24 protein-coding genes, 1 other RNA gene and 1 pseudogene are annotated in these 24482 nt (G+C 62.6%); 23 read left to right on the top strand and 3 right to left on the bottom strand.

Translation table 11 applies throughout. The annotated features are described in order from the left end of the window. Positions 1 to 41 precede the first annotated feature (41 nt). The 9 genes from HRU82_10830 to HRU82_10790 all read left to right on the top strand — a co-directional run bounded on the left by HRU82_10830 (position 42) and on the right by HRU82_10790 (position 9676). Positions 42 to 2123: a sigma 54-interacting transcriptional regulator gene (locus HRU82_10830; protein ID QOJ35404.1), complete on the top strand. Its 2082-nt coding sequence runs from the start codon at positions 42 to 44 to the stop codon at positions 2121 to 2123. A 96-nt stretch (positions 2124 to 2219) separates the two neighbouring features. Further along, positions 2220 to 2660 (top strand): Spy/CpxP family protein refolding chaperone, encoded by a 441-nt coding sequence (locus HRU82_10825; protein ID QOJ35403.1) that lies wholly within the window; start codon positions 2220 to 2222, stop codon positions 2658 to 2660. A gap of 43 nt (positions 2661 to 2703) precedes the next feature. After that, the gene (locus HRU82_10820) at positions 2704 to 3807 is read left to right on the top strand and encodes an efflux RND transporter periplasmic adaptor subunit (GenBank protein QOJ35402.1); all 1104 of its coding nucleotides are present in this window, start codon (positions 2704 to 2706) and stop codon (positions 3805 to 3807) included. Then, positions 3804 to 5777, top strand: a complete 1974-nt coding sequence (locus tag HRU82_10815; GenBank protein ID QOJ35401.1) for an ABC transporter ATP-binding protein — start codon at positions 3804 to 3806, stop codon at positions 5775 to 5777. Before HRU82_10820 ends, HRU82_10815 begins: the two co-directional genes overlap by 4 nt. 26 nt (positions 5778 to 5803) lie before the next feature. After that, the gene (locus tag HRU82_10810) at positions 5804 to 6934 is read left to right on the top strand and encodes an ABC transporter permease (protein QOJ35400.1); all 1131 of its coding nucleotides are present in this window, start codon (positions 5804 to 5806) and stop codon (positions 6932 to 6934) included. A gap of 10 nt (positions 6935 to 6944) precedes the next feature. Beyond that, positions 6945 to 8099, top strand: coding sequence for an ABC transporter permease (locus HRU82_10805; GenBank protein ID QOJ35399.1), 1155 nt, complete (start codon positions 6945 to 6947; stop codon positions 8097 to 8099). A 267-nt stretch (positions 8100 to 8366) separates the two neighbouring features. Continuing rightward, complete coding sequence (locus HRU82_10800) at positions 8367 to 8870, top strand: DoxX family protein (protein ID QOJ35398.1); 504 nt, start codon at positions 8367 to 8369, stop codon at positions 8868 to 8870. Between the two features lie 60 nt (positions 8871 to 8930). Then, the gene (locus HRU82_10795; GenBank protein QOJ35397.1) at positions 8931 to 9263 is read left to right on the top strand and encodes a hypothetical protein; all 333 of its coding nucleotides are present in this window, start codon (positions 8931 to 8933) and stop codon (positions 9261 to 9263) included. Positions 9264 to 9337: 74 nt separating this feature from the next. Beyond that, the gene (locus HRU82_10790; protein ID QOJ35396.1) at positions 9338 to 9676 is read left to right on the top strand and encodes a hypothetical protein; all 339 of its coding nucleotides are present in this window, start codon (positions 9338 to 9340) and stop codon (positions 9674 to 9676) included. Between the two features lie 93 nt (positions 9677 to 9769). On the opposite strand, the gene HRU82_10785 is transcribed toward HRU82_10790, so the two are convergent. Then, positions 9770 to 10546, bottom strand: a complete 777-nt coding sequence (locus HRU82_10785; GenBank protein QOJ35395.1) for a beta-phosphoglucomutase family hydrolase — start codon at positions 10544 to 10546, stop codon at positions 9770 to 9772. Positions 10547 to 10648: 102 nt separating this feature from the next. Between HRU82_10785 and HRU82_10780 the strand changes: the two genes are divergently transcribed. The 9 genes and pseudogenes from HRU82_10780 to HRU82_10740 all read left to right on the top strand — a co-directional run bounded on the left by HRU82_10780 (position 10649) and on the right by HRU82_10740 (position 17942). Next, complete coding sequence (locus tag HRU82_10780; GenBank protein ID QOJ37179.1) at positions 10649 to 13036, top strand: glycoside hydrolase family 65 protein; 2388 nt, start codon at positions 10649 to 10651, stop codon at positions 13034 to 13036. Between the two features lie 48 nt (positions 13037 to 13084). Further along, positions 13085 to 13510 (top strand): OsmC family protein, encoded by a 426-nt coding sequence (locus HRU82_10775; protein ID QOJ35394.1) that lies wholly within the window; start codon positions 13085 to 13087, stop codon positions 13508 to 13510. Between the two features lie 4 nt (positions 13511 to 13514). Further along, the gene (locus HRU82_10770; GenBank protein QOJ35393.1) at positions 13515 to 14213 is read left to right on the top strand and encodes an HAD family hydrolase; all 699 of its coding nucleotides are present in this window, start codon (positions 13515 to 13517) and stop codon (positions 14211 to 14213) included. 2 nt (positions 14214 to 14215) lie between these two features. Next, a pseudogene (locus HRU82_10765) lies at positions 14216 to 14365 on the top strand (sugar O-acetyltransferase). A gap of 3 nt (positions 14366 to 14368) precedes the next feature. After that, the gene (locus tag HRU82_10760) at positions 14369 to 14989 is read left to right on the top strand and encodes a nitroreductase family protein (GenBank protein ID QOJ35392.1); all 621 of its coding nucleotides are present in this window, start codon (positions 14369 to 14371) and stop codon (positions 14987 to 14989) included. After that, positions 14986 to 15720 carry an SDR family oxidoreductase gene (locus HRU82_10755; GenBank protein ID QOJ35391.1) on the top strand — a complete coding sequence of 245 codons (735 nt, stop codon included), beginning with the start codon at positions 14986 to 14988 and terminating at the stop codon, positions 15718 to 15720. The genes HRU82_10760 and HRU82_10755 overlap by 4 nt, the downstream gene beginning before the upstream one ends. Continuing rightward, the gene (locus HRU82_10750) at positions 15672 to 16358 is read left to right on the top strand and encodes a DNA-3-methyladenine glycosylase 2 family protein (protein ID QOJ35390.1); all 687 of its coding nucleotides are present in this window, start codon (positions 15672 to 15674) and stop codon (positions 16356 to 16358) included. The genes HRU82_10755 and HRU82_10750 overlap by 49 nt, the downstream gene beginning before the upstream one ends. 28 nt (positions 16359 to 16386) lie before the next feature. Continuing rightward, a complete protein-coding gene (locus HRU82_10745; GenBank protein QOJ37178.1) occupies positions 16387 to 17262 on the top strand; it encodes an MBL fold metallo-hydrolase in 876 nt (291 codons plus the stop codon). An 8-nt stretch (positions 17263 to 17270) separates the two neighbouring features. Beyond that, positions 17271 to 17942: an ankyrin repeat domain-containing protein gene (locus HRU82_10740; GenBank protein QOJ37177.1), complete on the top strand. Its 672-nt coding sequence runs from the start codon at positions 17271 to 17273 to the stop codon at positions 17940 to 17942. 23 nt (positions 17943 to 17965) lie between these two features. Here HRU82_10740 and HRU82_10735 read toward each other — a convergent pair whose 3' ends face one another. Then, positions 17966 to 18880, bottom strand: coding sequence for a hydrogen peroxide-inducible genes activator (locus tag HRU82_10735; GenBank protein ID QOJ35389.1), 915 nt, complete (start codon positions 18878 to 18880; stop codon positions 17966 to 17968). 134 nt (positions 18881 to 19014) lie between these two features. Between HRU82_10735 and HRU82_10730 the strand changes: the two genes are divergently transcribed. The 5 genes from HRU82_10730 to ssrA all read left to right on the top strand — a co-directional run bounded on the left by HRU82_10730 (position 19015) and on the right by ssrA (position 23440). Next, positions 19015 to 19221, top strand: coding sequence for a hypothetical protein (locus tag HRU82_10730; GenBank protein QOJ35388.1), 207 nt, complete (start codon positions 19015 to 19017; stop codon positions 19219 to 19221). A 47-nt stretch (positions 19222 to 19268) separates the two neighbouring features. Continuing rightward, positions 19269 to 20342, top strand: coding sequence for a c-type cytochrome (locus HRU82_10725; protein QOJ35387.1), 1074 nt, complete (start codon positions 19269 to 19271; stop codon positions 20340 to 20342). An 84-nt stretch (positions 20343 to 20426) separates the two neighbouring features. Then, positions 20427 to 22049 carry a hypothetical protein gene (locus tag HRU82_10720; GenBank protein QOJ35386.1) on the top strand — a complete coding sequence of 541 codons (1623 nt, stop codon included), beginning with the start codon at positions 20427 to 20429 and terminating at the stop codon, positions 22047 to 22049. A gap of 17 nt (positions 22050 to 22066) precedes the next feature. Then, positions 22067 to 23020, top strand: a complete 954-nt coding sequence (locus tag HRU82_10715) for a VTT domain-containing protein (protein ID QOJ35385.1) — start codon at positions 22067 to 22069, stop codon at positions 23018 to 23020. A 69-nt stretch (positions 23021 to 23089) separates the two neighbouring features. Further along, positions 23090 to 23440: a transfer-messenger RNA gene (gene ssrA, locus HRU82_10710) on the top strand. 50 nt (positions 23441 to 23490) lie between these two features. On the opposite strand, the gene HRU82_10705 is transcribed toward ssrA, so the two are convergent. Beyond that, positions 23491 to 24393 (bottom strand): LysR family transcriptional regulator, encoded by a 903-nt coding sequence (locus tag HRU82_10705; protein ID QOJ35384.1) that lies wholly within the window; start codon positions 24391 to 24393, stop codon positions 23491 to 23493. Positions 24394 to 24482: the final 89 nt, after the last annotated feature.

Genomic DNA, 24482 nt, shown 5'->3' with positions numbered 1-24482 from the left:
GCGTTGCGCCCGGCTCGGGCTCCGGGCATACTAGGCCGCGCATGACTCACCCACCGCCGACGCAGACGGATCAGCTCAACCTCGAACGGTATCGCGCCCTGTTGCGCGTAGCGGAGGCGATCGCCAGCCACTCCGACTTGGCCGCGCTGACGCAGGATCTCGCGCGGTTGCTGCCGTCGGTCGTGCCGGTCAATTTCGTCGGGCTCTCGCTGCACGATCTCCAGCGTGGGGTCATGCGGCTCCATGTGCTGCAGGCCAATGTGCCGGCGGACATCATCGGCGGCCAGGAACGTCCGCCCGACGAAACTCCGGCCGGCTTGGTCTGGGCCACGCAGGAGCCGCTGTTGCTTAACGATCTGACGAAGGAGCAGCGTTGGCCGGAGGTCATCGGCCTGATGCGGGAAGACGGGGTTCAGTCCTGTTGCCTGGTGCCCTTGACCTCGGCGGTCCGCCGCTTGGGTGCGTTGGAATTCTCGAGCCTGGAGAAGGATGTGTACCGGACGTCGGATTTGGAATTGATGCAGCAGGTCGGACGGCAGGTGGCGGTGGCCGTCGAGAATGTCCTCAACCGCGAGGCGGCGGCCGCGTCGCAACGGGACGTGGAGCGGCAGCGGGATCGCTTCGGACTGTTGCTGCGTATGACCAACACGATGGCGTCTACGTTGGATCTGCGCGAGGTATTCAAGGCGGTGAGCCTGTGCCTGCGCGAGATGGTGTCGCAAGAATATGCCAGCCTGGTTCTCTGCGACGGCGACACGCAACGTGTGCGCCTTCACGCCTTGGATTTTCCCGACAATCAAGGGGCGCTGGCCGAGGGCGTGGTCACGGACGTGAGCGATTCTCCGGCCGGTCTGGCCCTGCAGCGGAAACGCCCCGTGGTGGTCAACGAGCGTCAGGAGCTGGAAACCTTTGCGCACGCCGTGCTCCGTCTGCTGGTCGAGAAGGGGTTCGGTTCCATCTGCTCGCTGCCCCTCTTGTCGCGCGACCGGGTGATCGGCTGTTTGAATCTGGCCAGCCGCCAAGAGCATGCCTTCAGCGCGCAAGATGTCGAGTTCTTGAGCCAGGTGGCCGGGCAGGTCGCCCTTGCCGTTGAGAACGCGTTAGCCTATCAGGAGATCAGGGCGCTCAAGGACCGCTTGACCGAAGAGAAGCTCTACCTCGAAGAAGAGATTCGTCTGGAATATGGCTTCGACGACATCATCGGCGAAAGCCGTGTACTCAAGCAGGTGTTGGGGCAGGTAGAGATCGTGGCGCCGACCGACGCCACCGTGTTGATCCAGGGCGAAACCGGGACCGGAAAGGAACTCATCGCCCGGGCCATCCATCGGCTCAGCGGCCGCCGGCAGCGCACCTTTGTGAAGCTCAACTGCGCAGCCATTCCGACCGGCCTGTTGGAGAGTGAGCTGTTCGGCCACGAGCGGGGCGCCTTCACGGGGGCCATTTCCCAAAAGATCGGCCGCTTCGAGTTGGCCCACGAGGGCACGATCTTTCTCGACGAAGTGGGCGAGATCCCGCTGGAGCTGCAGTCGAAGCTGCTCCGCGTGCTCCAGGAGCAGGAGTTCGAGCGGCTCGGGAGCACCCGCACGATCCGCGTGGACATCCGGCTGGTGGCTGCCACGAACCGGGACCTGGCGAAGCTGGTCGAAGAGGGCCGGTTTCGAAGCGATCTGTACTATCGGCTGAACGTGTTCCCGGTCACGATGCCGCCGCTGCGCGACCGGCGAGAGGATATTCCGATGCTCGTGCGGTATTTCACGCAGCACTATGCCGCGCGCATGAAGAAGCCGATCGAATCGATTCCCGCCCCGACCCTGGAGGCGTTGTCGCGTTATGCGTGGCCGGGCAACATCCGTGAATTGGAAAATCTGATCGAGCGCGCGGTCATCCTTACCCAGGGGACTCAACTCCAGGTGCCGCTCCAGGAGCTGAAGCTGGAAGCGCGGCTGGTTGCGGCACCGAGCACCACCTTGCAGGATGCGGAACGGGAGCAGATCCTGCGTGTCTTGCGCGAGGCACAGTGGGTGATCGGCGGGCCGGACGGCGCGGCGGCTCGCTTGGGCCTGAAACGCACGACCCTCACCTCGAAAATCAAGAAGCTCGGTCTCTCCCGCCCCAGGGAATAACGGGTGGACGCTCCCCTACCATGTCGTGTCGATTACTGATTGAATGTGAAGAGAACGAGCCGCTCGGCTCTCACACCCATCACCAAGGAGGGCAGCATGAAGATGCAGCACACGGTTCGAGTTGCGATCGGGGCATTGATTCTGGCCGGGGCGTTGGTCGGCGCCGGGTGCCATCGTCACTATACGCCGGCGGAGCGGGCCGACTCGATGACGGGCAAGATTGCTAAACATCTGGACCTGGATGAACAGCAGAAGGCCAAGCTGGCCGCCGTGAAGAATGAAGTGTTGGCCGCCCGCGCCGAGTCGGAGCAAGAACGCAAGGCGACCATGGAAGAGGTCATCGCTCAGGTGCAAAGTGAGCGGCTGGATCAGGCCAAACTGACCCGGCTGTTCGAGCAGCACCAAGCGGGACAGACCCGCCTGATGCAGCGCGTGTTGCCTAAGCTGGCGGACTGGCATGCGACTCTCCGGCCGGAACAGAAGGCTGAAGCAGTGGAGCACCTCCGCAAATGGATGGACCGGTACGGGGATCATTGAGTCGTGAGGAGGATGGTGGGCTCACGTCCGCCATCCACGACGAATGACCATCCGTACCTTCACGATGGCGGCCGCCGTCCTCGCATCGGTGCTGATCGCCGGATATGTGATCCTTGATCGGCTGGTGTGGCAGGACGGCCTCCCGGAGGGGCTGGTTCAAGCCAATGGACGGATTGAAGGCGACCATGTCACCGTGTCCAGCAAGTTTCCCGGGCGCGTCGTCGAGCTGGCGGCGCGCGAAGGGAGCCAGGTCGTCAAAGGCAGCCTGCTGATTCGCCTGGACGATGCCCAAGCGACGGCGAAGGTCGATCAAGCGGCGCGGTTGGTGGACAGCTTGATGGCGCAGGTGGAAGCGGCCCATACCGCGCTGGCGGTCCTGAACCTCGAAGTGCCTCTGAGCATCGAAGCGGCGGACGCCAAAGTCGACAGCGCGCGCGCCCTCATTCGGAAGGCGAAAGCCGTCGAATATGAAGCCCGTCGGGACGCCGAGCGGGTGCATTCCTTGCTTCCGGAGCAGGCGGTGTCACAGCAGCATGTGGATCAGGCCGATGCGCGCTGGAAAGTCGCGGTCACGGAGATTGCGGTGGCGCAAGCTGCCCTCGACCAAGCCGGCAAGGAACTCGCCCAGGCCGAATTGGGGCGGGAGCGAATCCGATCGAAGGAAGCGGAGGTGGCGGCGCTCGAACGGCAACGCGACCAAGCGGATGCGGCGCTCGCGGAAGCCCGTAGCATCCTCGACGATCTGGCGATCGTAGCCCCGACGAACGGCACGGTGACGACCCGCATGGTCGACGTCGGAGAAGTCGTGGCGACCGGCGCGCCCCTGCTCGAATTGGTGGACCTCGACCGCCTCTACCTGCAGGTCTATGTCCCGGAACTCCAAATCGGCAAGGTCCGTCTGGATTTGCCGGCCCACATCCATACGGATGCCTTTCCCGACGAGCCCTTCGAGGCGACGGTCCGGTACATCGCCTCGAAAGCGGAATTCACGCCGAAAGAAGTTCAGACCCCGGACGAACGGGTCAAACTGATCTATGCCGTTCGGCTCTATCTCACCGGGAATCCTGACCATCGGCTGACGCCGGGCCTGCCGGCGGACGCGGTGATCCGCTGGAAGGACGACGTGGCCTGGTCGAAGCCCCGATGACCAGGCCCGCTGCATCGTCACCGGAGGTGGCCGTCCGATTGTCCGGCTTCGTCAAGCGTTACAAGCAGCACCTTGCGGTCGACGGCCTGGACCTCACCGTCAAGAGGGGTGAGATCTACGGCCTCATCGGACCGGATGGCGCGGGCAAGAGCAGTGTGATGAAGGCGATCGCCGGAGTGTTGCAGTACGAGGGCGGGTCCGCCGAAGTGTTCGGGACCTTCGTGGATTCCGAGCGAGCCGCCGAACAGGTGAAGCGGCGAATCGGATTTCTTCCCCAAGGACTGGGGCTCAATCTCTACCCTGAACTCTCCGTCGAGGAGAACATCGACTTTTTTGCCGCACTCCGTCTGGTTCCCGAGGCGGAGCTGTGTGAACGCAAGGCCCGGTTGCTGGCGATCACGCGCTTAGATCGGTTTCGTGGCCGGCTGATGAAACAGCTCTCGGGCGGGATGAAGCAAAAGCTCGGCCTGATCTGTACGTTGATTCATGAGCCGGAGCTGGCCATTCTGGACGAGCCGACGACCGGCGTCGATCCGGTCTCGCGGCGCGACTTCTGGGCCATTCTTGCGGAATGGCAGGCGGGCAAGGGCATGACCGCGCTCGTGTCGACCGCCTACATGGACGAAGCGGCCCGTTTTCACCGGCTCTCCTTTCTCTCCCATGGACGGGTGCTGGCTTCGGGAACTCCGGGAGAAGTGCAAGCGCTGGTCCCTGGCCTTGTCGTCACCTTCGAATCGTCCCCGCAACTGGAAGCGGTCGCCCGCCTGAAACGCCGGTATGCCCAGGTGGAGTCCTTGGGACCCCGGCTGCACCTGTTCACACCGGAGCGGCAGCCGGCCGCCGCCGTGGCGGGGATCCGCGACGTGCTGGGGAACTTACCGGTTGCGCAGGTCCGCACGGACGAACCGGAACTGGAAGATGTCGTCGTGGCGCTGCTCCTGAAAGAGCAGGATGGGCAGGCGAGAGCGTCGCGAGGAGTGAACCGACCGGCTCGCTCCATGGGCACGCCACAGTTTGACGGACTTGCCGTCCAGGCCAAGGAACTCAGTCGTGACTTTGATTCGTTCCGAGCGGTGGATCGGGTCAGCTTCGAGATCCAGCAGGGCGAAATTTTCGGGTTGTTGGGCGCGAACGGCGCCGGCAAGACGACCGTCATCAAGATGCTGACCGGCATTTTACCGCCGACAGGCGGAGAAGGACGCGTGGCCGGCGCGGACATGCGGACGGCGGGCGGTGCGATCAAAGAACGCATCGGCTACATGTCTCAAGCCTTCTCTCTCTATCTGGACCTGACCGTGCTCGAGAACATCCGGCTGTTTGCCGGGATCTACGGCTTGGCTCGCCGACAGGCGCAACAACGGATGGAGTGGATCGTGGAGATGGCGGGCTTGAGCGGATACGAGGATGATCGGGCGGGGCGCCTTCCCATGGGGGTGCGGCAACGTCTGGCGTTGGGTTGCGCGCTCGTCCACAGCCCACGCGTCTTGTTTCTCGATGAACCGACGTCCGGCGTGGACCCCATCGGCCGCCGGCGGTTCTGGGAGTCGCTGGCGCGGCTGGCCCGCGAGGAGGGCGTCGCGATCCTCATTACCACGCACTACCTCAGCGAAGCGGAGCATTGTGATCGGCTCGCCCTCATGTATGCCGGGCGCATCGTGGCCGAGGGGACACCGGCGGACCTCAAAAAACAGGTGGAGCGGGAAGTCGGGCAACTCCTGGAGGTGGTCGCCGACAAGCCGGGGGTTGCACTGGCGCACATGGCGGCGGCGGGGTTCGCCGGTGCCGCGCTCTTCGGTACGAAGATCCATGTGCTCTCGCGTGATCCGTCCCGCGACGAGGCGCGGCTTCGGGAGATCCTGGCCCGCGCCGGCCTCTCCGTCGAGGCGGTGCGGCCCCGCATGCTCAGTCTGGAGGATGTGTTTGTGTCACGGGTCATGGCGTTGGAACGGGCGGCGCAGAAGGAGGGGTAAGCCTGAACCTGCAACGAATCGGCGCCGTGGCGCTCAAGGAATGGAAGGAGACCACTAGAGATCGGCTGTTCCTGCTGTTGGCCTTTCTCTTGCCGGCGCTCTGGCTCGTGGTGTTCGGGTATGGGTTGAATCTGGATGTCGAGGACATTCCGTTCGCGGTCGTGGATCGGGATCACAGTGAGTTGAGCCGGGATTATCTCCAGCGGTTCATACAGTCGCGCTATTTTTCCTTTCAGGGGTATGCCGACGAGGAGCGTGCCCTTGATCGCCTGTTGACTGGATCCAAGATCCGGGCGGCCATCATCGTCCCCGAGCGGTTCCAAGAGCAATTGGTCGCAGGCGACTCGGTCGCCGTCCAGACGTTACTCGACGGGACCTTTCCGCTCCATACGGATATCGCCAAGGGCTACGTCATCGCCATCAACCAGTCGTTCACGGAAGATCGGCTGATCGAGCATTTGCGCCGATCCCGAGGTCTCACCCGGGAGCAGGCCGGCGCACTGGTTCGCCCGCTGAGTGTCGAGGTGCGTTATTTGTACAACGAGGAGGTCCGGAGCACCTGGTCCATGGTGCCGGCGCTGGTCATGTTCACGCTGATGCTCGCCTCGCCCCTGCTGACGGCGCTCGGGGTCGTGCGGGAGAAAGAAACCGGGTCGATCTACAACATCTACAGCTCCACTGTGAGCCGCGCCGAGTTCCTTACCGGGAAGCTGCTGCCCTACATCGTCATTTCCCTTGTGAACGTCTGCATGTTATGGCTGATGGCCGTCGGCCTCTTTCAGGTGCCGTTCAAGGGACAGTTCCTCCTATTCTTTTCCGCGTCGGTGCTGTTCGTGTTCTGTACCACAGGGATCGGTCTGCTGATTTCGCTGCTTGTGCAGACGCAAATGGCGGCGCTGATCATCACGATGGTCGTGGCGATGATCCCGACGATTCTGTTTTCCGGCCTCTTGGTCCCCGTGGCCTCGTTGACGCAAGGCGCGAAGGTGCAGGCGCATCTCTACCCCGCCATGTATTACACCAACATCGTGCGAGGCAGCTTTCTGAAGGGCGTGAGCGTGGACGTGCTGTGGATCGATCTGCTGGCGCTGGCCATCTTTGCCGCCGCCATCAGCGGAATCACCTATCGGCTCTTTACCAAGAGGCCCAAGGCATGAGGGATGGAGCATGACGGCTCGGCAGCGGGCAGCCACGTGGGGGCGGCGTCTCGCGACGCTGACGTGGAAGGAACTTCTGCAACTGTCGCGCGACGTGCCGTTGTTGTTGTTTCTGCTCTATTCGTTTTCCCTTTCGGTGGTGGTCAGCGGGGCCGGGATCACGATGCAGCTCACCAATGCGGCGTTGCTGGTGCATGATGCGGATCATAGTGCTTCGTCCCGCGAGCTGATCCACCGGTTTCAGCCTCCCTATTTCGCCTTTGCCGGAGAAATCCGCGATCCTCGTCAGGGGCTCCGGCAACTGGATGAGGGTAACGCGATGCTACTGTTGGAGATTCCTCCGCGGTTTCACGAGGCCCTCATGAGCGGGGAACGAACGGCGGTCCAGCTGCTTGTGGACACAACCAATGCACCCCAGGGGCTTTCGGCAGCCGGCTATACCGTGCGAATCGCCGGTCTGTTCGGGGCCGAGAGGGGCCTGGCCTCTGTTGGTCTTATCGGAGCGAAGGCGGCCTTGCCGCTGGTGACCAGTGCCCATCGCGTCTGGTTCAATCCCACTCAAGATGAACGATGGTTCCAGTCCATCGCCCATGTGCTCCGCATGATCACCATCTTTGCCGTGTTGTTGCCGGCGGCTGCGCTGGTCCGTGAAAAGGAACGAGGCACGGTCGAACAGTTGCTGGTGTCACCGCTGTCTCCCTTTCAGATCATGTTTTCGAAGGTGCTCGCGATGTCCGGGGTCATCCTCCTTGCGACAGGCCTCGCCCTGTACGGCGTGTTGCACCCCGTGTTTCACGTGCCGATGAAGGGGTCGGCGGGACTCTTTTTTCTCCTGACTGCATTACATGTGTTCACCACCGCCGGATTCGGGTTGGTGGCTGCGACTCTCGCGAAGAACCAGGCTCAAGTGGGCATGATGACGCTCTTCGTCGTAGGTCCGATGCTCTTGTTGTCGGGCATTACGTCACCGTATGAGTCCATGCCGAGGTGGGTGCAGGCGATCATGACGTTCTCCCCGCTGCGCTACTACATCGACATGACCTATGGCGTGATGCTGAAGGGCGCTGGTCTAGACCTGCTGTGGAAGTCGGTCGGTGCCCTGCTCCTGTTGGGCGGAACACTGTTCGGCTTCGGCATGTGGCGATTCCGGCGGCAATTTCAATGAGCAGCCATCACCACATCACCGTGCGCGCTGCCGCTCACCAGCCACTTCCCCTCATATCGTGACGATGGCCTTCGTCACCTGACGATGGACCGTCGTCTCTGCTTCGTCACTTCAGCCTCGCACATCCGGACTCACCAGGGCTCATCTCAGAAAGTCACCATATCGTCAATGTGTTAGCGCCTGTCTCCTCCATGGTGCCGAACGGGAACGGCCCTTGCCATAGCCTAGGCACAACGAGGCGGTCATCATTCTCAATGGAGGTGCACCATGCAGGCGTTCTTTCGAACAGACGAGTCCTGGGCGGGGTTGATCTTGCGGGTTGCGGTCGGCGGCGTGATCTTCGCGCACGGCGCGCAGAAGTTGCTCGGTTGGTTCGGCGGCAATGGGTTCGACGGCACGATGGGCTTCTTCACGAACGTCATGCATTTGCCCTGGATCGTGGCGTTCCTCGTCATCATCGGGGAATCCATCGGGAGTTTAGGCTTGATCGCGGGGTTCCTGACGCGCTTCACGGCGGCCAGCTTCATCGTGATCATGCTTGGGGCAATTCAAGTCCATTGGGCGCAGGGTTTCTTCATGAACTGGTTCGGCCAGCAGCAAGGTGAAGGCTTTGAATTTCACCTGCTCGTGATCGCGATGAGTCTGGCCCTGCTGGTGATCGGTGGCGGCAAGTGGTCGCTGGACGGGCTGATCGCCAAATGGCTCGGTGAGCGGACGACGACGCCGACTTCCAAGGCGCGTGAGGCGAGCTTCGCCCTGCGGATGTTCTGATCGGCATCGTGTGGCCGGGCAAGGGCCCGGCGAACCAAGGACACGAAGAGGTCCATCACCATGCTGAAGATCATGCTGGTACAGGAGCCAGAGGGAACGAGAGTCATCCTTGCGGGGCGGTTGGTCGGTCCCTGGGTCGAGGAGCTTCGGCGCTGTTGGAACGAAGCGGCCGCCGGGTACAGGGACCGGTGGCGGGTCGATCTCCGCGAGACGACGCACGTGGACGAGGCCGGTAAGGCGCTCCTGTCGGAGCTGTTTCAGCGAGGAGTGACGTTTACGGCCTCAGGTTGTCTGACGCGCGCCATTGTAGAGGGCCTGGCTGTCGCATCGCCGGCTTCTGCGCGAGGGTTGATCACTGCAGGGGAACGCCGTTCCAAAGGGCCACGTAGATGAGCCCCTGTGCGGGAGGAAGGTGTCGGACGCATAACCCGGGCCATCGAGGCCCATATTTGATCAAGGAGGTCACCATGGGACGAGTCCTGTTTTTCGCCATTGCGCTACTGACTGTCACTGTAATGTTGCCGCTGAGTTCGGCCCTGGCCGATGTGGACGACGGATCCACGATCAAGATCACGTCGCCGCAGGACGGAGCCAAGGTCGGCGACACGTTCGAGCTGAAATATGAGCTCACGAAAGGATCTCAGGCTGCGCACGGTCATGTCTACTTGGACGGCGAGCCGCAGAAAAAGTTCCCTGGTACGTTCAAGGGCCTGAGTAAGGGCAAGCATGAGATCAAGGTCCAAGCCGCGACCCATGACCATGACCATTTGACCGCGACCGATACGATCACGGTCGAGGTGCAATGACGGCAGTTCCGAGCGGGGAGGTCTCGGCCTCTCCGCCCCCGGGGAAGCTGCGGGGCATCTGTGATGCGGCGGGAGGAGGCACCTGGAACAGGTTTATGGGCAGAGTTCAGTCATGTCAGTCGTCACGAGGTGCGCCCCGTTTCGTATGAGGTCCTCCGCATGGCCGGTCCGATCGACGCCGATAACCAGTCCGAATCCACCGTTCTGCCCTGCCTGCACGCCTGCGACGGCGTCTTCGACGACAATGGCTCGCAGTGGCTCGACCTGCAGTCGCCGGGCCGCTTCGAGGAAACCGTCCGGGGCCGGCTTGCCTGCAAGATGGAGCCGTTCGCTTTCGATACCGTCAACCCGAGTCTCGAAGGAGCCCGCGAGACCGGTCTTTTGCAGCACGGCCGCCGTGTGCTTGCTGGCTGAGACGACAGCAGTTCGCATCCCCTGTGCCCGTACGTTCCGGAGAAATCGTACTGCGTCGTCATACAGCTCGATGCCATGCTGTGTGAGATGCGCTTGGAAGTACCCGTCCTTCTTGTTGCCGAGCCCCTGGACGGTTTCCTGCTCCGGGCCGTCGTGCGCGGTGCCATTGGGCAGGACGATGTGGCGGGATTCGAGAAAGGCCCGGACCCCGTCGTACCGAAGTTTGCCGTCCACGTATCGTTGATAGTCGAGCAGGATGTCGAAGGGTTGAAAGGGGACCTGGTCGCGCAAGGCTTTTGCTTGCAGGTACTCATCGAACAAGCGTTTCCAGGCGGTGGCATGCACGACGGCGGTTTTGGTGAGGACTCCGTCGAGATCGAAGAGCACCGCCTCGAACTTGGTCGGATCGATGGGTGGCGGATGGAAAGGTTGTTCTCTTGTTGCGCCTTGTGTCATCCTCGGTCTCCCTTGCGTGTCAGTCTATGCGTCGGCACGCGGAACAAGTGGTGATGTTGCATGCTACCATTCCGCCCTTCGAAGAGGTGAAGGAACGTCATGATGTGGAGACCTCACGACAAAGCGATCCTGTCCGTCCCGGATCAGGGCGAAGAAGGGGCACAAGCGGCGGCGCCGTTCTTGTCGGCCAGGCCGCCGTTCGCCATTGACCCAAGCTGGGTCCTGGTTGAAGCAGGGTTTGACCCGAAGTACGAGCCTGGGATCGAGTCGATCTTCACGGTGGCTAATGGCTACGTAGGGACGCGAGGTTCGCTCGCCGAACGTGCGAGTCCGTCCTCCCCGGTGACGTATTTGGCCGGGGTGTTTACGGGAACCGAGGGTGGAGGAGGCATTCGGAAACTCGCAGAGCTTCCCGATTGGACGCATCTTCGCGTATTGGTGGAAGGGGTCCCGCTGTCGCTCGACACCGGAACCACGCTCGATCACCGACGCATCCTCGACCTGCAGCATGGTCTGCTGTTTCGAAACTGGCGGCACCAGGATGACCAGGGCCGAGTGACGACGCTCACCTATGTGCGCGCCTTGTGTTTTCACGATCGCCACCTCCTGCTCCAGTCCGTCACGATCACGCCGGAAAACTATGAGGGAAACATCTCGATCGAATCCATCACGAGAAGGCCCCAGCCGGAGATTCACTGGTCTTCCGCGGCGGAGGGCGACCCAGCCGTGATCCTAGGGCGGACGGACAGAGGAACGACGATCGCCATGGCCTCTCGCAGCCGGCTGCGGCATGAGAAGGGCCTGGAGGGCGCGGGGAACGGGCCTGGCGAAGCCTGTGCCGAGCAGTGGACGTGGCGAGCCCAACGGGGTGCGGCGGTTCGGTTCGATCGCTCCGTCGTCGTCTATTCATCCCGCGAGGTACGGGATCCTGCCGGGGCGGCAAGCGACCATGCTCGCCGAGCGTCCGAGACGGAGCCGGACGCGCACCTGCTGCGACATGCCCAAGCTTGGGAGGACCGGTGGCGTGCCAGCGAAGTCGAGGTGGTCGGCGATGAGACGGCGCAGCGCGTGCTCCGCTTTGCCGCCTATCACCTTCACAGTGCCGTGAATCCACAGGACGAACATGTGTCGATCGGAGCCAGGGCGCTCACCGGCCCCACCTACAAGGGGCACGTCTTCTGGGACACGGAAATCTATCTGCTGCCCTTTTATACCTTTACCGATCCGAGGGCGGCGCGGGCCCTGTTGCAGTACCGTTTCCATACTCTTCCGGCTGCCCGCGACCGGGCGCGGCGATGGGGCTATGGGGGAGCCTTGTACGCCTGGGAGTCCGCCGATACGGGAGCGGATGTCACGCCGGAGACGGTCCGCGCGCCGGACGGCCGACTAGTTCAAGTGCTCACCGGGATCCAGGAGCACCATATCAGCGCGGATATCGCCTATGCGGTCTGGCAATATTGGCAGGCGACGGCGGATGAGGATTTTTTCTTCGCAGCCGGCGTGGACATTCTCATCGAAACCGCGCGATTCTGGGCCACTCGTGGCCGGGTAGAGCCAGACGGGCGGTATCACATTCGAACGGTCATCGGTCCGGATGAGTACCATGAGTCCGTGGATGACAATGCGTACACCAACGTCATGGCGCAATGGACCCTGGAGCGGGCCGCGGACACGGTCGACTGGCTCCGCTCTCGCCATCCGGAGGTCTGGCCTGTCATCAGCGAGCGCTTGCAGGTCATGCCCGATGAACCGGAATCCTGGCGCCGGACCGCGGCGCTCCTGGTCACGGGGTTCGATCCCGCGACCAATCTGTTCGAGCAATTTGCTGGCTTTTTTGATCTGGAGGACCTCGACCTCCAGCCCTACCGCCCGATGTCGGTTCCCATCGATGTGACGCTCGGACGCGAGAGGACGCAGCGCGCTCAGGTCGTGAAACAGGCCGACGTGGTGGCGCTGAGCGCCCTTCTCTGGGAGCGATTCCCCGTTGCAGTCCATGAGGCGAACTTTCGTTATTATGAGCCGCGTACCGCACATGGCAGTTCCTTGAGTCCCGCCCTCCATGCCCTGGTGAGCGCTCGGCTCGGCGAGGCCGACCTAGCCGCGCAGTACTTCCAGGATGCCTCGACGATCGATTTGTCCCATCACGGGAGCAAGGCGGCGGGAGGCGTTCACATCGCCACCCTTGGGGGGCTCTGGCAGGCCGTCGTGTTTGGGATGGGGGGAATCAGGCTTCGAGAGGGTGGGCTCGTCATCGACCCGCACCTTCCGTCGAACTGGGATCGGTTGTCGTTCCCCCTGCAATGGAGCGGTCGGAGCATCTCCGTGACGATCGACCGCGAACCGGGACAGGTGACCGTCGATTTCCGCAGCGGTGAACCAATGACCGTGGAGTTGAGTCACGGGTCCATAGAAGAGATCACCTCACCTCATCGTTATGTCGCCCATCGGGTAGGAGCCGGTTGGGGCGAGTGGCAGGAATCGAAGCGGTAGGCCGATCGACAGGCCTGTGTCATCAACGATACGCAAGAGGAGGATCACATGAAACGTCACGCCTCGGCACAATGGAACGGCGATCTGAAAACCGGCAAGGGGATGGTGTCGACGCAGAGCGGTGTCCTTTCGCAGACCCAGTATTCCTTTACCACGCGGTTTGAGAACGGCATCGGCACCAATCCGGAAGAGTTGATTGCGGCGGCCCATGCCGGCTGCTTTACCATGGCTCTCTCCGCCCAATTGGGCAATGCGGGGTTGGTGGCCGAGCGGTTGGAGACGACCGCGACGGTGACATTCGACAAACTCGAGGCCGGCTGGACCGTGGCGGGTATTCATCTCGCGGTGGCGGGCAAGGTGCCGAAGGCCGATGCGGCGGCCTGGGAGAAGGCCACTATGGCTGCCAAAACTGGTTGCCCCATCTCGCGTGTGCTCAACACGACGATTACGATGGATGCGAAATTGGAGAGCTAAACCGATGGCTGCCTCGCAGGATCTCGACTCTCTCGCGTTTCTTTTTGACCTGGACGGCACGTTGGTGGATAGCGTCTACCAGCATGTGCTGGCTTGGCGTGAAGCCACTCAAGCGGCCGGTATCGAATTGCCGGTCTGGAGGATTCATCGCCAAATCGGGATGAGCGGCGGCCTCATGTTACACGCCCTCTTGCGCGAAACCGGCCGTCCGGTTTCGAAGGAAGAAGCGGAACGCATTCAGCGGGTGCATGCAGAGGCGTTTGTCAAGCAGGCTCCATCGCTCCGGGTACTGCCGGGCGCGCAGGACCTGCTGGATGCGCTGACGGCGGGTCGTGTGCCCTACGCCATTGCCACCAGCGGGCGACTGCACAGCGCGCAACATACGTTGAAATTGTTGAAGCTTCCTCCCGGAACTCCCGTGGTGACCCGGGATCAGGTGAAGCGCGCGAAGCCCGATCCGGATTTATTTTTGGCTGCCGCAGAGCAGCTCCAGATGCCCATTGCCAGGTGCATCGTCGTCGGCGACAGCGTCTGGGACCTGCTGGCAGCCCGTCGTGCCTCCGCGCTCGGGGTCGGACTGTTGTCAGGCGGCTACGGTCGGGAAGAACTAGAGCGGGCGGGTGCGTACCGTACCTACGATGACCCGGCCGACCTCCTGCGTCACTTGGACGAATGCGGAGTCCGGCCTGACCCGCTGATGTAACGGTGGTCTTGCCGGGGGTCACGATCGGGGACCGCAGCGTCATCGGAGCAGGAAGCGTGGTCGTTCGCGACGTGCCACCCGACTGTGTCGTGGTCGGCAATCCGGCCCGTCTTGCGCGCACATTGGTATCGACAACCAGGACAGAGGGATAATGCATGGAAAAGCCGGCCGAGACACAATTCCCCATTCACGATTTGCTGCAGCGCCGATGGAGCCCGCGAGCCTTTTCGGAGCGCATGGTGGAGTCGGATACGTTGCGGAGCCTGTTCGAGGCGGCGCGATGGGCTCCGTCCTCGAATAACGAACAGCCCTGGCATTTCATTGTCGGGACAAGAGATGACCCGTCTGGGTACGACCGGCTCTTTGCCTGTCTCAAGGAAGGCAACAAGAAGTGGGCGTTTCGCGCCCCGGTTCTGATGTTGTCGGTCGCACGACTGAATTTTGAGGACGAAGGCACACCCAACCGGCATGCCTGGCACGACACGGGCATGGCTGCCATCAGTCTGTCGTTGCAAGCCACGGCGCTCGGTTTGATTGCCCATCAGATGGCCGGGTTTGATGTGGACAAGGCGCGCGCTGATCTCGGGATTCCCGCGGGGTTCGAACCGGTGGCCATGATTGCGGTCGGATATCCCGGTGATCCGGCGATATTGGATGAGCGGCTCCGTCAACGGGAACTGGCGCCGCGCGAACGAAAGCCGATCAGGGAGTTTGTCTCTCAGGGACAATGGGCCGGACCTCTTCCCGCCTTTCCGGTTCCCGGAGGGGGCACATGAGCGGAGGGTTGGCGGGAAAAGTGGCGATCGTGACCGGTGCGTCCAGCGGCATCGGCCGCGCCATTGCCCTCAGGCTGGCGCAAGATGCTGCCGCCGTGGTGGTGAACTACCGAACTCGCGCGCAGCAGGCTGAGGAGGTGGTGGCCGCGATCCAAGCGAAGGGCGGAACCGCAGTCGCGATCCAGGCCGACATGAGCCACGCAGGGGATGCCCGTCGATTGATCACGGAGACCGTGACCCGATTCGGTCGCTTGGACATCCTGGTCAACAATGCCGGCAAGTTCACGCCCAAGCCCTTTCTGGAAACCACCGAAGCCGACTTCGACGCCCTCATCGGTCTCCATGCGAAGGGACCCTACTTTGCGATGCAGGAAGCGGCCAAGGTGCTGTCGGAGCATGGGCGCATCGTGAACATCACCACCGCCGGCACGCAGTTGCATTTTCATGGTGCCAGTGCGTATTTGGGCAGCAAGCGGGCGTTGGAGCAATTCACCAAGGGCATCGCCCAGGAACTGGCTCCGCGAGGGATTACCGTCAACGCGGTGTCGCCCGGCATTACCGACACCGGAGTCCTGACCGATCAGTATCGGCAGATCGGTCTTCAGGGTTCCCCCACGCAGCGGCTGGGGCTCCCTTCCGACATTGCCGAAGTGGTCGCTTTTCTCGTAAGTGCAGAGGCCCGATGGTTGACGGGGCAAACGATCCAGGCCGGCGGCGGCATCGTGATGTGAGAACCGTCACGCTGTCCCTCTCGACCCCGTCCGCGGAAAGCCGCCACCTGTCGCGGATCGATCCGGTCATGAAGCGCCTCATCGCGCAGATCGGGCCCTATGGTTTGACCTGCCGCCCGCGGCGCTCCCCGTTTGAGTCGCTGGTGCGCGCCATCGCCTTTCAGCAACTGCATGAGAAGGCGGCGGAGAGTATTCTCAAGCGGTTCACGGCCTTGTTTCCCGGTCGCAGGTTTCCGCGACCGGCCGATGTGCTGGCGATGCCGACAGAGGCGATGCGGGAAGCGGGGTTTTCTCGCGCCAAGATGGCGGCGCTACGAGATTTGGCGGCCAAGGCGCTTGATGGGACTGTGCCGACCACGGCTGCGATTCAACGGCTGGATGACGAGGCGATTATCGAACGGCTGATTGCCGTGCGTGGTGTCGGACGGTGGACCGTCGAAATGTTGCTCATCTTCCAACTTGGCCGTCCGGACGTCCTGCCCGTGGACGACTTCGGTGTGCGCAACGGATTTCGACTCGCCTACGGACTGTCGAACATGCCGACGCCGAAAGACGTGATGCAATACGGAGAACGCTGGCGACCCTACCGCACCGCCGCGGCCTGGTATCTCTGGCGTGCGTCGGAGCGGCTGAAGTGATGGGTTCATGGGGGTGATCGAGGCGGACATGGCGGACAAGGCGCGGCGTCTGGACAGCAATGTGGAGGGGGACTTTTTCGTCGATGCCACCTGCATCAACTGCGACGCCTGTCGCCAACTGGCCCCGCTCAGCTTCAGCGAGGTTGGGGACTATTCAGCCGTGACCAGTCAGCCGACGACCGACCGGGAGCTCCGCGCCGCCTACCGCGCGCTCCTGGCCTGCCCGACCGGCTCGATCGGCACGCTCCGGAGCGATAAGCAACGGTTGAGCCTCGCCAAGGCAGACTTTCCACTCCGGCTGGACGAAGGGGTGTACTACTGCGGATTCAATGCGGAGGCTTCGTTCGGCGCGAACAGTTTCTTCGTGCAGGCAGCGGGTGGCAATTGGTTGGTCGATTCGCCTCGTTATGTTCCCAGCCTGATCGACGCGTTCGAGCGCCTGGGGGGCATCGCACACATCTTTTTGACCCACGAGGACGATGTGGCCGATGCGGCGAAGTATGCCCGGCATTTCGGCGCGCGTCGCATCATCCATCGGGAAGACGCCCACGCGATGCCGGATGCGGAGGAGATCGTGACGGGGGACGAGCCGCAGCTTCTTCGGGAGGAATTCTTGCTCATTCCCACGCCGGGCCATACGGCGGGGAGCCAGAGTCTCCTCTACCGCGACCGGTTTCTTTTTACGGGTGACCACCTCTGGTGGGAACCGGAGATCAGGCGGCTGGAAGCGCCGCGACAGCTCGTCTGGGACCGCGAGGCCCTCTGCCGGTCGTTGGAACGGCTGATGCGATATTCCTTCGAATGGGTGCTGGCCGGTCATGGCGGGCGAGTGTTCCTGCCCGCAGCGGACATGCGCACAGCGCTCCGGGAGTTGGTCCAGCGGCGGCGAGGAGGTGACCGGTGAGCCCTCTCATCCTGACGGTATCTTGCGCCCTCGGCCTGTTTGTGGCCAGCGTCGGCTGGTCGGAATCGGCTTTCGGAGCAGAAGGAAGGGACCAGGCGTTGATCGTCGCGGCGGGACGAAACGATGTCGTCTCGCTCCGGCAGTTGCTGAGCGAAGGGGCCGACCTCCAGGCGCGCGACGGGCGCGGTCGCACGGCGTTGATGGCGGCGACCTATCGGAATCATGTCGAGAGTGCCAGGCTGCTGATAGAAGCCGGGGCCGACGTCAACGCGCAGGATGCCATGCAGAACAGTCCGCTGTTGTTGGCCGGTGCCAGCGGGTATCTCGAAATCCTCCGGCTCACGTTGGCGGCCAAGCCTGATTTCAAGGTGTACAACCGATTCGGCGGCACCGCCCTGATTCCAGCCTGCGAGCGCGGACATGTCGAGGTTGTGCGGGAACTCTTGAAGACGGCGATCGACGTGAACCATGTCAACCGATTGGGATGGACCGCCTTGCTGGAGGCCATCCTGCTGAGCGACGGAGGGCCGTCACACCAGGAGATCGTCAAGTTGCTGCTGGTGGCGGGCGCGGATCCCAATCTGGCCGATCACGACGGCGTGACCCCCCTCCGCCACGCCAGACAGAAAGGCTATCAAGCCATTGCCGATCTCCTGGTGGCGGCCAAGGCGCACGAATAGGACCGGGCCCCCTCCTTTCCTGGTCAGCCTGCTGAGGGGATCGGTATCAGGCCGGGAATCTTCAGCTGGCTCACCGCCTCTTGAATCACCTTGATGACCGCTGGTCTGGCAAATCCCTTCCGCCAGGCCAGGGCAATGCGCCGCTCCGGCACCGGCTTGGTGAATGCCAGCACCACCAGCCGCTTGTTCAGATGTCGGGCCGTGACGGCGCTGGAGGGCATGACGGTGATGCCCAGGCCCGACGCCACCATTTGCCGGATGGTTTCCAACGAATTGCCCTGCAGGCCTTCCGTATCCGAGCGACTGAGTTCTGGGCAGGAGTCCAGCACCTGCTGCCGGAAACAGTGTCCCGCGTGGGGCAGCAGCACTCGTTCCGTGGACAAGGCGGTCGAGTCGATCGCGGACTTCTTTGCCAACCGGTGGTCGACCGGCACGACGGCCTTGAAGGGCTCGTCGTACAGCGCTTGGGTCAAGAGGCCGGGCTCTTCGAAGGGCAAGGCGATCATGATCACATCGAGTTTCCCGCTCTTCAACATGGCGGTCAGGTTGACGGTGAGATTTTCTTCGATCTCCAGCGGCATCTCGGGCGCGCGCTTGTGCAACAGCGGAATCAGGTCCGGCAACAGATAGGGGCCGACGGTCGCAATGGCGCCGAGCCGCAAGGTGCCGACAAGTTGGTTCTTGCCCCGCGCGGCCAGTAGCTTGATCTGATCGACCTCCTCCAACACCAGCTGGGCTTGATGCACGATGTGCTCCCCCAGCGGCGTGAGCACCACCTGATTCTTCCGCCGCTCGAAGATCGCCACCCCCAACTCATCCTCCAGCTTCTTGATCGCCAGGCTCAAGGCCGGCTGCGTCACGAAGGTCCGCTCGGCCGCGCGGCCGAAGTGGCGTTCCTGCGCCAAGGCCACGAGGTACTGCAGCTCGGTCAAGGTCATGAATGGGACTCCTCAATCGATAAGGCCAGCTAATCGTTAGCTCATAGAGTATCAATTGGACTGATATGACAGCAACCGGGTATCGTCTGCTCATGAAGTCGCAACCGAACAACGACGTCACAAGGAGGTGGGTTATGCGACAGGTTGCAATGGCAGTGGGAATGGGAGTGGTCGTGGTGCTGGTACAGGGCTGTGCTGCGCCTGCGAAGCAGGCCGGTCACGAGACCGTGGCCCTCGCGGAAGGGCGGCAGACGTCCCTGTCGGATGAGGAATTCGTCAAGAACGTGGAACGACACATCGAACGCCAGGATCGGCCCGGCACGACGCTGCGGTTTCGATGATCCGTCGGGAAACGGCATCGAAGGGGGAAGGAGAAAGGGAGGAGGCCATGAGCAGGAGAAGGATGAGATGGGTGACGGGCGTGGCGGCGAGGGTCATGGTCGGGGCGATCGGATTGGTGGCCACCAGGGTCACGGGTGAACCATCGACCGCGCAACGGGCGGCCGTTCCCGCCGCTCAGGTGGTGCCGCTGGGATTGGAGGATCCCAGCGGATATATTCCTGCGGACAATCCGCAGACGGCTCGCAAAATCGAGCTGGGGCGCTGGTTGTTTTTCGACACACGGCTCTCGAAGAACGGGACCATCGCCTGCGCCAATTGCCATATGCCAAGCCTAGCCTTCACCGACGGTCAAGCCGTCTCGAGCGGAATCAATCGCCTGCAAGGCGGGCGAAGCGCCCCCACGGGAATCAACCGGGTCTACAGCAAGGCGCAGTTCTGGGATGGACGGGCGGACACGTTGGAAGACCAGTCGATCGGGCCCTTCGTCAACCCGGTCGAGCATGGTTTTACGGACCATGATGAGCTGGTGGCGAGGATCAAGCAGATCGACGGCTATCGGGCTCTGTTCCAGGAAGTGTTCGGACGCGAGGTGACGGCGGCCGATGTGGGTCGAGCCATTGCGAGTTTCCAGCGGACGCTCTTGTCGGGCAATAGCCCGGCGGATCGGTTCGATATAGGAGGCGATGAAACGGCTCTGTCGGCTTCCGCCCAGCGGGGGCTCGAACTGTTCCGCGGCAAGGCGCGCTGCACTCGCTGCCATTCGGGGTTCAACTTCTCCGACGAAAAGTACCACAACCTCGGCATCGGGTGGGACACCAACACGGTCGATCTGGGCCGGTACCTGGTGGCTAAGAATCCGGAAGACGTCGGAGCATTCAAGACGCCCACCTTGCGGGAGGTCTCGCGGACTGCGCCCTACATGCACGACGGTCGATTCGCGACACTGGAAGAAGTGGTCGACTTCTACAACCAGGGGGGCATCAAGAATCCGCATCTCGACAATACCCTGATTCCCTTGGAGCTCACTGCAGAAGAGAAGCGGGATGTGGTAGCCTTCTTGCGATCCCTGAACGGCGAGGGGTGGCAGCAGGTGACGGCCCCCACGGAGTTTCCCAAGTAAACAACGTGCAATGCGCCCCGTAAGCGGCGAGAGGGCCGGGGCTCGTGCCCCGGCCCCTTTTTATAAGGAAGGAACCGGTTCTGCATGCGTGCGTTCGTTGACTGGGTCGACCGCAACATTCTCGAACTCGCGCGCGAGTTCCGCCTGTCCTACCTGCCCCCGCTCATGGTGTATCTCGCGGCCGGGATCTCCGGCCTCACCGGCATCGTGGGCACCTTTTTCGTCAAAGACTATTTGGGCCTGTCGGCGGCCTTCCTCGCCGCGCTGGGGTTCTGGGCCGGCATTCCTTGGGCGTTGAAGATGCCCTTCGGCCATCTCGTCGACTTACTTTGGCGCTGGAAGGGTCTGTTGGTCTATGCGGGCGCGGGCGTGATTGCCGCGAGCCTGTTGATCATGGTGGGCTTGATCGGCCACCGCGAGGCGATGACGGGGATCATGCCGGCTGAAGTGTGGTACGTGCTCAGCGTGCTGTTGGCGCCGATCGGCTATGTGATTCAAGACACCGTGGCCGATGCCATGACCGTCGAAGCGGTGCCGTTGGTGGACGACCAGGGGCGTCCGCTCGACGAAGGCACCAGGAAACTCATGCACACGACCATGCAGACCTTGGGACGGGTGGCCATCATCGGGGGCGGCATTCTGGTGGCGCTGATCAACCTGTATCTCTTTACCGGGGTGGAGCAGCTGCCCAAAGAGAAGATTGCCGAGATCTACCAACAGGTCTATCTGATGGCCTTGGCCATTCCCGCCGTGTCCGTCCTTGGCGTCATCACCGCATCGGTGGTCCGGGCCCGCGACCGGCGGCGACTGCTTCGTCAAGGCCTTACCGCCGATGAGATCTCCCGCCTGACGACGCCGTCTGAAGGGACCACCAGCCCCAACTGGTGGATTTTGGGCGGCAGCCTCGCCTTCGTGTTGTTCACCTTGACCGTCGGCCTGGGCGATTTTCCCTTTAGCGAGGAAATCGTTTTCGTCGGCTCGATGGGGATCGTCTGTTTTTTGATCCTGAAGTTGACCCGCAACCTAACGACGGAGGGGAAAAACATCCTGCTCGGCACCGCCTTGGTCATCTTTGCCTTCCGTGCCGTGCCGGGGCCAGGCGATGGGGTCACTTGGTGGATGATCGACAAGCTGAAATTCGACCAGCAATTCCTCTCCGTACTCTCGCTCATCGGAAGTGCCTTGACCCTGGTCGGCATGTTTCTGTTCCGCCGGTTCATGGCCGACCGATCCATCGCCTATGTGGTGGGATTTCTGACCGTGGCGGCGTTCTTCCTCGGGCTGCCCATCGTCAGCATGTATTACGGGCTGCATGAATGGACGGCAGTGGTGACCGGGGGCGTGGTCGATGCGCGGTTCATTGCCTTGGTGAATACCGCCTTGGAATCCCCGTTGGGCCAAATCTCCATGATTCCGATGTTGGCCTGGATTGCCAATTCCGCGCCCGCCGACCTGAAGGCCACCTATTTCGCCGTGATGGCCTCCTTCACCAACCTCGCGCTCTCGCTCAACCAGCTGGGCACCAAATACCTGAACGAGATCTTCGTCGTCACCCGCGAAGTGCGCGATCCCGTCACCAACGCGCTGCAGATCTCCGAAGATTACAGTCAGCTCGGCCTGTTGCTGATCGTGCAGACCGTGCTCGGCTTGCTGCTGCCCTTCGCCGCCATCGTGGTTACCCGTTACACGCGCTTTCGCAGTGCCTGAATCCGGAGAGGAGAGCGATGGATACCTTTCAATTCCTCGCCGACCATGGGGTGTCGGTGCTCTTCTGGGTGATCTTTGCCGAGCAGATCGGCTTTCCCATTCCGGCCATCCCGCTGCTGATCGCCGCCGGGGCCCTCGTGGGGGCCGGCAAAATGTCGGTGGCGACTGCGCTCTTCGTGCCGGTAGCCGCTTCGTTGCCGCCGGACTTGGCCTGGTACTATCTGGGGCGTCACAAGGGGGGGAGGGTGCTGGGATTCCTCTGCCGGCTGTCGCTGGAGCCGGACTCTTGCGTGCGGGACACGGAGAATCTCTTTCATCGGAACGGGCCACGCGCGCTGCTGCTCGCCAAGTTCATCCCCGGCTTCAGCACCGTGGCGCCCCCGCTGGCCGGGATCGTCGGTATGAGCGCCCTCATGTTTACGCTCTACGACGTGGCCGGCACCCTCATCTGGGCCGGTGTGAGTGCCGGAGTCGGGGCCCTCTTCAGCAATCAATTCGAACAACTGGTCGGCCTGTTCGACCAGGCCGGTGGTCTGCTGCTCACGCTCTCGGTCGTCGGCCTCACAGGGTTCATCGGCTACAAGGTCTATCACCGGCAGAAATTCTTGCGGCACCTCCGCATGTCGAAGATTTCCGTGGAGGAACTCAAGCAGCGGCTGGATGCGGGCGAGGCGATCAGCGTGGTGGATGTGCGGCATCCCCTGTCCGTGCAACTCGATCCGGACAGCATTCCCGGCGCCATCAATTTTACCTTGGAGGAAATCGAGCATCGCCATCAAGAAATCCCGCGCGACCGCGACATCGTGCTCTACTGCACCTGCCCCAACGAAGTGTCCAGTGCCCGCACGGCGTTCCTCTTGAAGAAGAAGGGAATCCATCGCGTCCGCCCGCTGGAAGGCGGCCTCGACGCCTGGCGGGAGCGGAACTATCCGGTGGAGCGGCGCCCCATCCCTCCCCTGGCATCCCCTTGACCCGTGCTGTATGATGAGCATCTAGAAAGATGCGAATAGCCAGAAGCCTTTTTCAACATCCGACCGAAGGGGGGCGACCGGTTTCGACGGGGATATTGACGCCATCGTCGCATGTCGAGATCTCGGGAACTCGTAAAATTCCGGGAAAAACGCAACTGCCAATCAAGAACTGGCACTCGCAGCCTAATTTAGGCTGAGACGTCGTTCCATCTGAGGCCCGCGGGGGTGGAACGGCGCGATGCAGCGGGCTGGTCCCACGCCAGTGCTCAGCGGCATGGGGCGAGACAATACTGGGCTAGCGGTGATTCTAAGCCGGCCGATAGGCGTGGGTCGCTGCGAAGCTTAAAGAATCGGCTACACATGTAGACGCGATGTGCCGACGATCTTCGGACAGGGGTTCAACTCCCCTCGCCTCCACCAAATTCAAGGGCTCGGAGACTCTCCGAGCCCTTTTTTCTTGCCCGAACGCTCTAAGCGTTCGGGTGCTGCGTACACACCTCCCGAACGCAGCCGCGTAGCCAGCGATGGGCGGGATCGGCATCGAGCCGTGGGTGCCAAAGCAACGACACCGTGAACTCCGGCGTCGAGATCGGGAGGGCGAAGCTATGCATGCCGGTTCGTAAGATGCCGGTATGTCGTTCGGGGACGGTGACGATCAGGTCGGAAGCGCGGGCCAGCGCCACGGCCGTGGCGAACCCAGCGACGACCGCCACAATCTCCCTCTCCAGTCCTATCTGCTTCAAGGCATCATCAATGGGGCCCTGTTTCAGGCCTTCCCGAGAGACAGCAACGTGCCCGCCCGCCGCATATCGGGAAGGCGTGACCTTGTCCTTGGTCAGCGGGTGCCCCATTCGGACGACGCCGATGAACCGGTCGTTGAACAGGGCCTGCACACGAAACTCCTGAGCCGTCGTCTGCTCAACAACGCCGGTTTCCAGATCGACGGCTCCGGTGCGTAGGGGAGCACTGTCTTTATCCGGCTTCTGTAGGAAACGCAGCCGGACGCCGGGCGCCTCCAAGCCGATACGGGCAATGAGGGCCGGCCCGAAATTTTCCACAAAGCCTTCGCTGGTCCGCAGGGTGAACGTTCTGACGAGCACGTTGAGATGGAGCTGCTCCGCCGGGCGTAACACCGCTTCCGCTTCCTGCACGAGATGACCGACTCGCTCCCGGAGTTCGAGCGCTCGTGGCGTCGGGACGAGACCGCGTCCGGCCCGGACCAATAGCGGATCGCCGGTCGTCGTGCGCAGTCGCGCGAGCGCGCGGCTCATAGCCGACGGGCTCAGCCGTAACCGTCGGGCGGCGCGAGCCACGCTGCCTTCCGCCAGCAGCACATCGAGCGTCACCAGGAGGTTGAGATCCGGCCGAGGCATGGCGGGATGATAGCACGGCCTCGTCATGATGTGGCGTCCTATGCACGCATACAATGCACGGGCTGCGTGTTCCGCCATGTGAGACAACG

It is taken from the genome of Nitrospira sp. (assembly GCA_015709715.1).
In the GTDB taxonomy this organism is placed as follows: domain Bacteria; phylum Nitrospirota; class Nitrospiria; order Nitrospirales; family Nitrospiraceae; genus Nitrospira_A.
Note: the sequence above shows the minus strand (reverse complement) of the source record. Positions and strands in the feature narration are given on the sequence as shown.

What these genes read in the sequence shown, in the direction of transcription:
- HRU82_10795 (QOJ35397.1), top strand. Translation starts at nt 8,931, where the DNA reads ATGCTGAAGATCATGCTGGTACAGGAGCCAGAGGGAACGAGAGTCATC.
- HRU82_10830 (QOJ35404.1), top strand. Translation starts at nt 42, where the DNA reads ATGACTCACCCACCGCCGACGCAGACGGATCAGCTCAACCTCGAACGG.
- HRU82_10815 (QOJ35401.1), top strand. Translation starts at nt 3,804, where the DNA reads ATGACCAGGCCCGCTGCATCGTCACCGGAGGTGGCCGTCCGATTGTCC.
- HRU82_10820 (QOJ35402.1), top strand. Translation starts at nt 2,704, where the DNA reads ATGACCATCCGTACCTTCACGATGGCGGCCGCCGTCCTCGCATCGGTG.
- HRU82_10730 (QOJ35388.1), top strand. Translation starts at nt 19,015, where the DNA reads ATGCGACAGGTTGCAATGGCAGTGGGAATGGGAGTGGTCGTGGTGCTG.
- HRU82_10790 (QOJ35396.1), top strand. Translation starts at nt 9,338, where the DNA reads ATGGGACGAGTCCTGTTTTTCGCCATTGCGCTACTGACTGTCACTGTA.
- HRU82_10805 (QOJ35399.1), top strand. Translation starts at nt 6,945, where the DNA reads ATGACGGCTCGGCAGCGGGCAGCCACGTGGGGGCGGCGTCTCGCGACG.
- HRU82_10755 (QOJ35391.1), top strand. Translation starts at nt 14,986, where the DNA reads ATGAGCGGAGGGTTGGCGGGAAAAGTGGCGATCGTGACCGGTGCGTCC.
- HRU82_10785 (QOJ35395.1), bottom strand. Translation starts at nt 10,546, where the DNA reads ATGACACAAGGCGCAACAAGAGAACAACCTTTCCATCCGCCACCCATC.
- HRU82_10725 (QOJ35387.1), top strand. Translation starts at nt 19,269, where the DNA reads ATGAGCAGGAGAAGGATGAGATGGGTGACGGGCGTGGCGGCGAGGGTC.
- HRU82_10735 (QOJ35389.1), bottom strand. Translation starts at nt 18,880, where the DNA reads ATGACCTTGACCGAGCTGCAGTACCTCGTGGCCTTGGCGCAGGAACGC.
- HRU82_10720 (QOJ35386.1), top strand. Translation starts at nt 20,427, where the DNA reads ATGCGTGCGTTCGTTGACTGGGTCGACCGCAACATTCTCGAACTCGCG.
- HRU82_10800 (QOJ35398.1), top strand. Translation starts at nt 8,367, where the DNA reads ATGCAGGCGTTCTTTCGAACAGACGAGTCCTGGGCGGGGTTGATCTTG.
- HRU82_10745 (QOJ37178.1), top strand. Translation starts at nt 16,387, where the DNA reads ATGGCGGACAAGGCGCGGCGTCTGGACAGCAATGTGGAGGGGGACTTT.
- HRU82_10705 (QOJ35384.1), bottom strand. Translation starts at nt 24,393, where the DNA reads ATGCCTCGGCCGGATCTCAACCTCCTGGTGACGCTCGATGTGCTGCTG.
- HRU82_10775 (QOJ35394.1), top strand. Translation starts at nt 13,085, where the DNA reads ATGAAACGTCACGCCTCGGCACAATGGAACGGCGATCTGAAAACCGGC.
- HRU82_10750 (QOJ35390.1), top strand. Translation starts at nt 15,672, where the DNA reads ATGGTTGACGGGGCAAACGATCCAGGCCGGCGGCGGCATCGTGATGTG.
- HRU82_10715 (QOJ35385.1), top strand. Translation starts at nt 22,067, where the DNA reads ATGGATACCTTTCAATTCCTCGCCGACCATGGGGTGTCGGTGCTCTTC.
- HRU82_10770 (QOJ35393.1), top strand. Translation starts at nt 13,515, where the DNA reads ATGGCTGCCTCGCAGGATCTCGACTCTCTCGCGTTTCTTTTTGACCTG.
- HRU82_10780 (QOJ37179.1), top strand. Translation starts at nt 10,649, where the DNA reads ATGTGGAGACCTCACGACAAAGCGATCCTGTCCGTCCCGGATCAGGGC.
- HRU82_10760 (QOJ35392.1), top strand. Translation starts at nt 14,369, where the DNA reads ATGGAAAAGCCGGCCGAGACACAATTCCCCATTCACGATTTGCTGCAG.
- HRU82_10825 (QOJ35403.1), top strand. Translation starts at nt 2,220, where the DNA reads ATGAAGATGCAGCACACGGTTCGAGTTGCGATCGGGGCATTGATTCTG.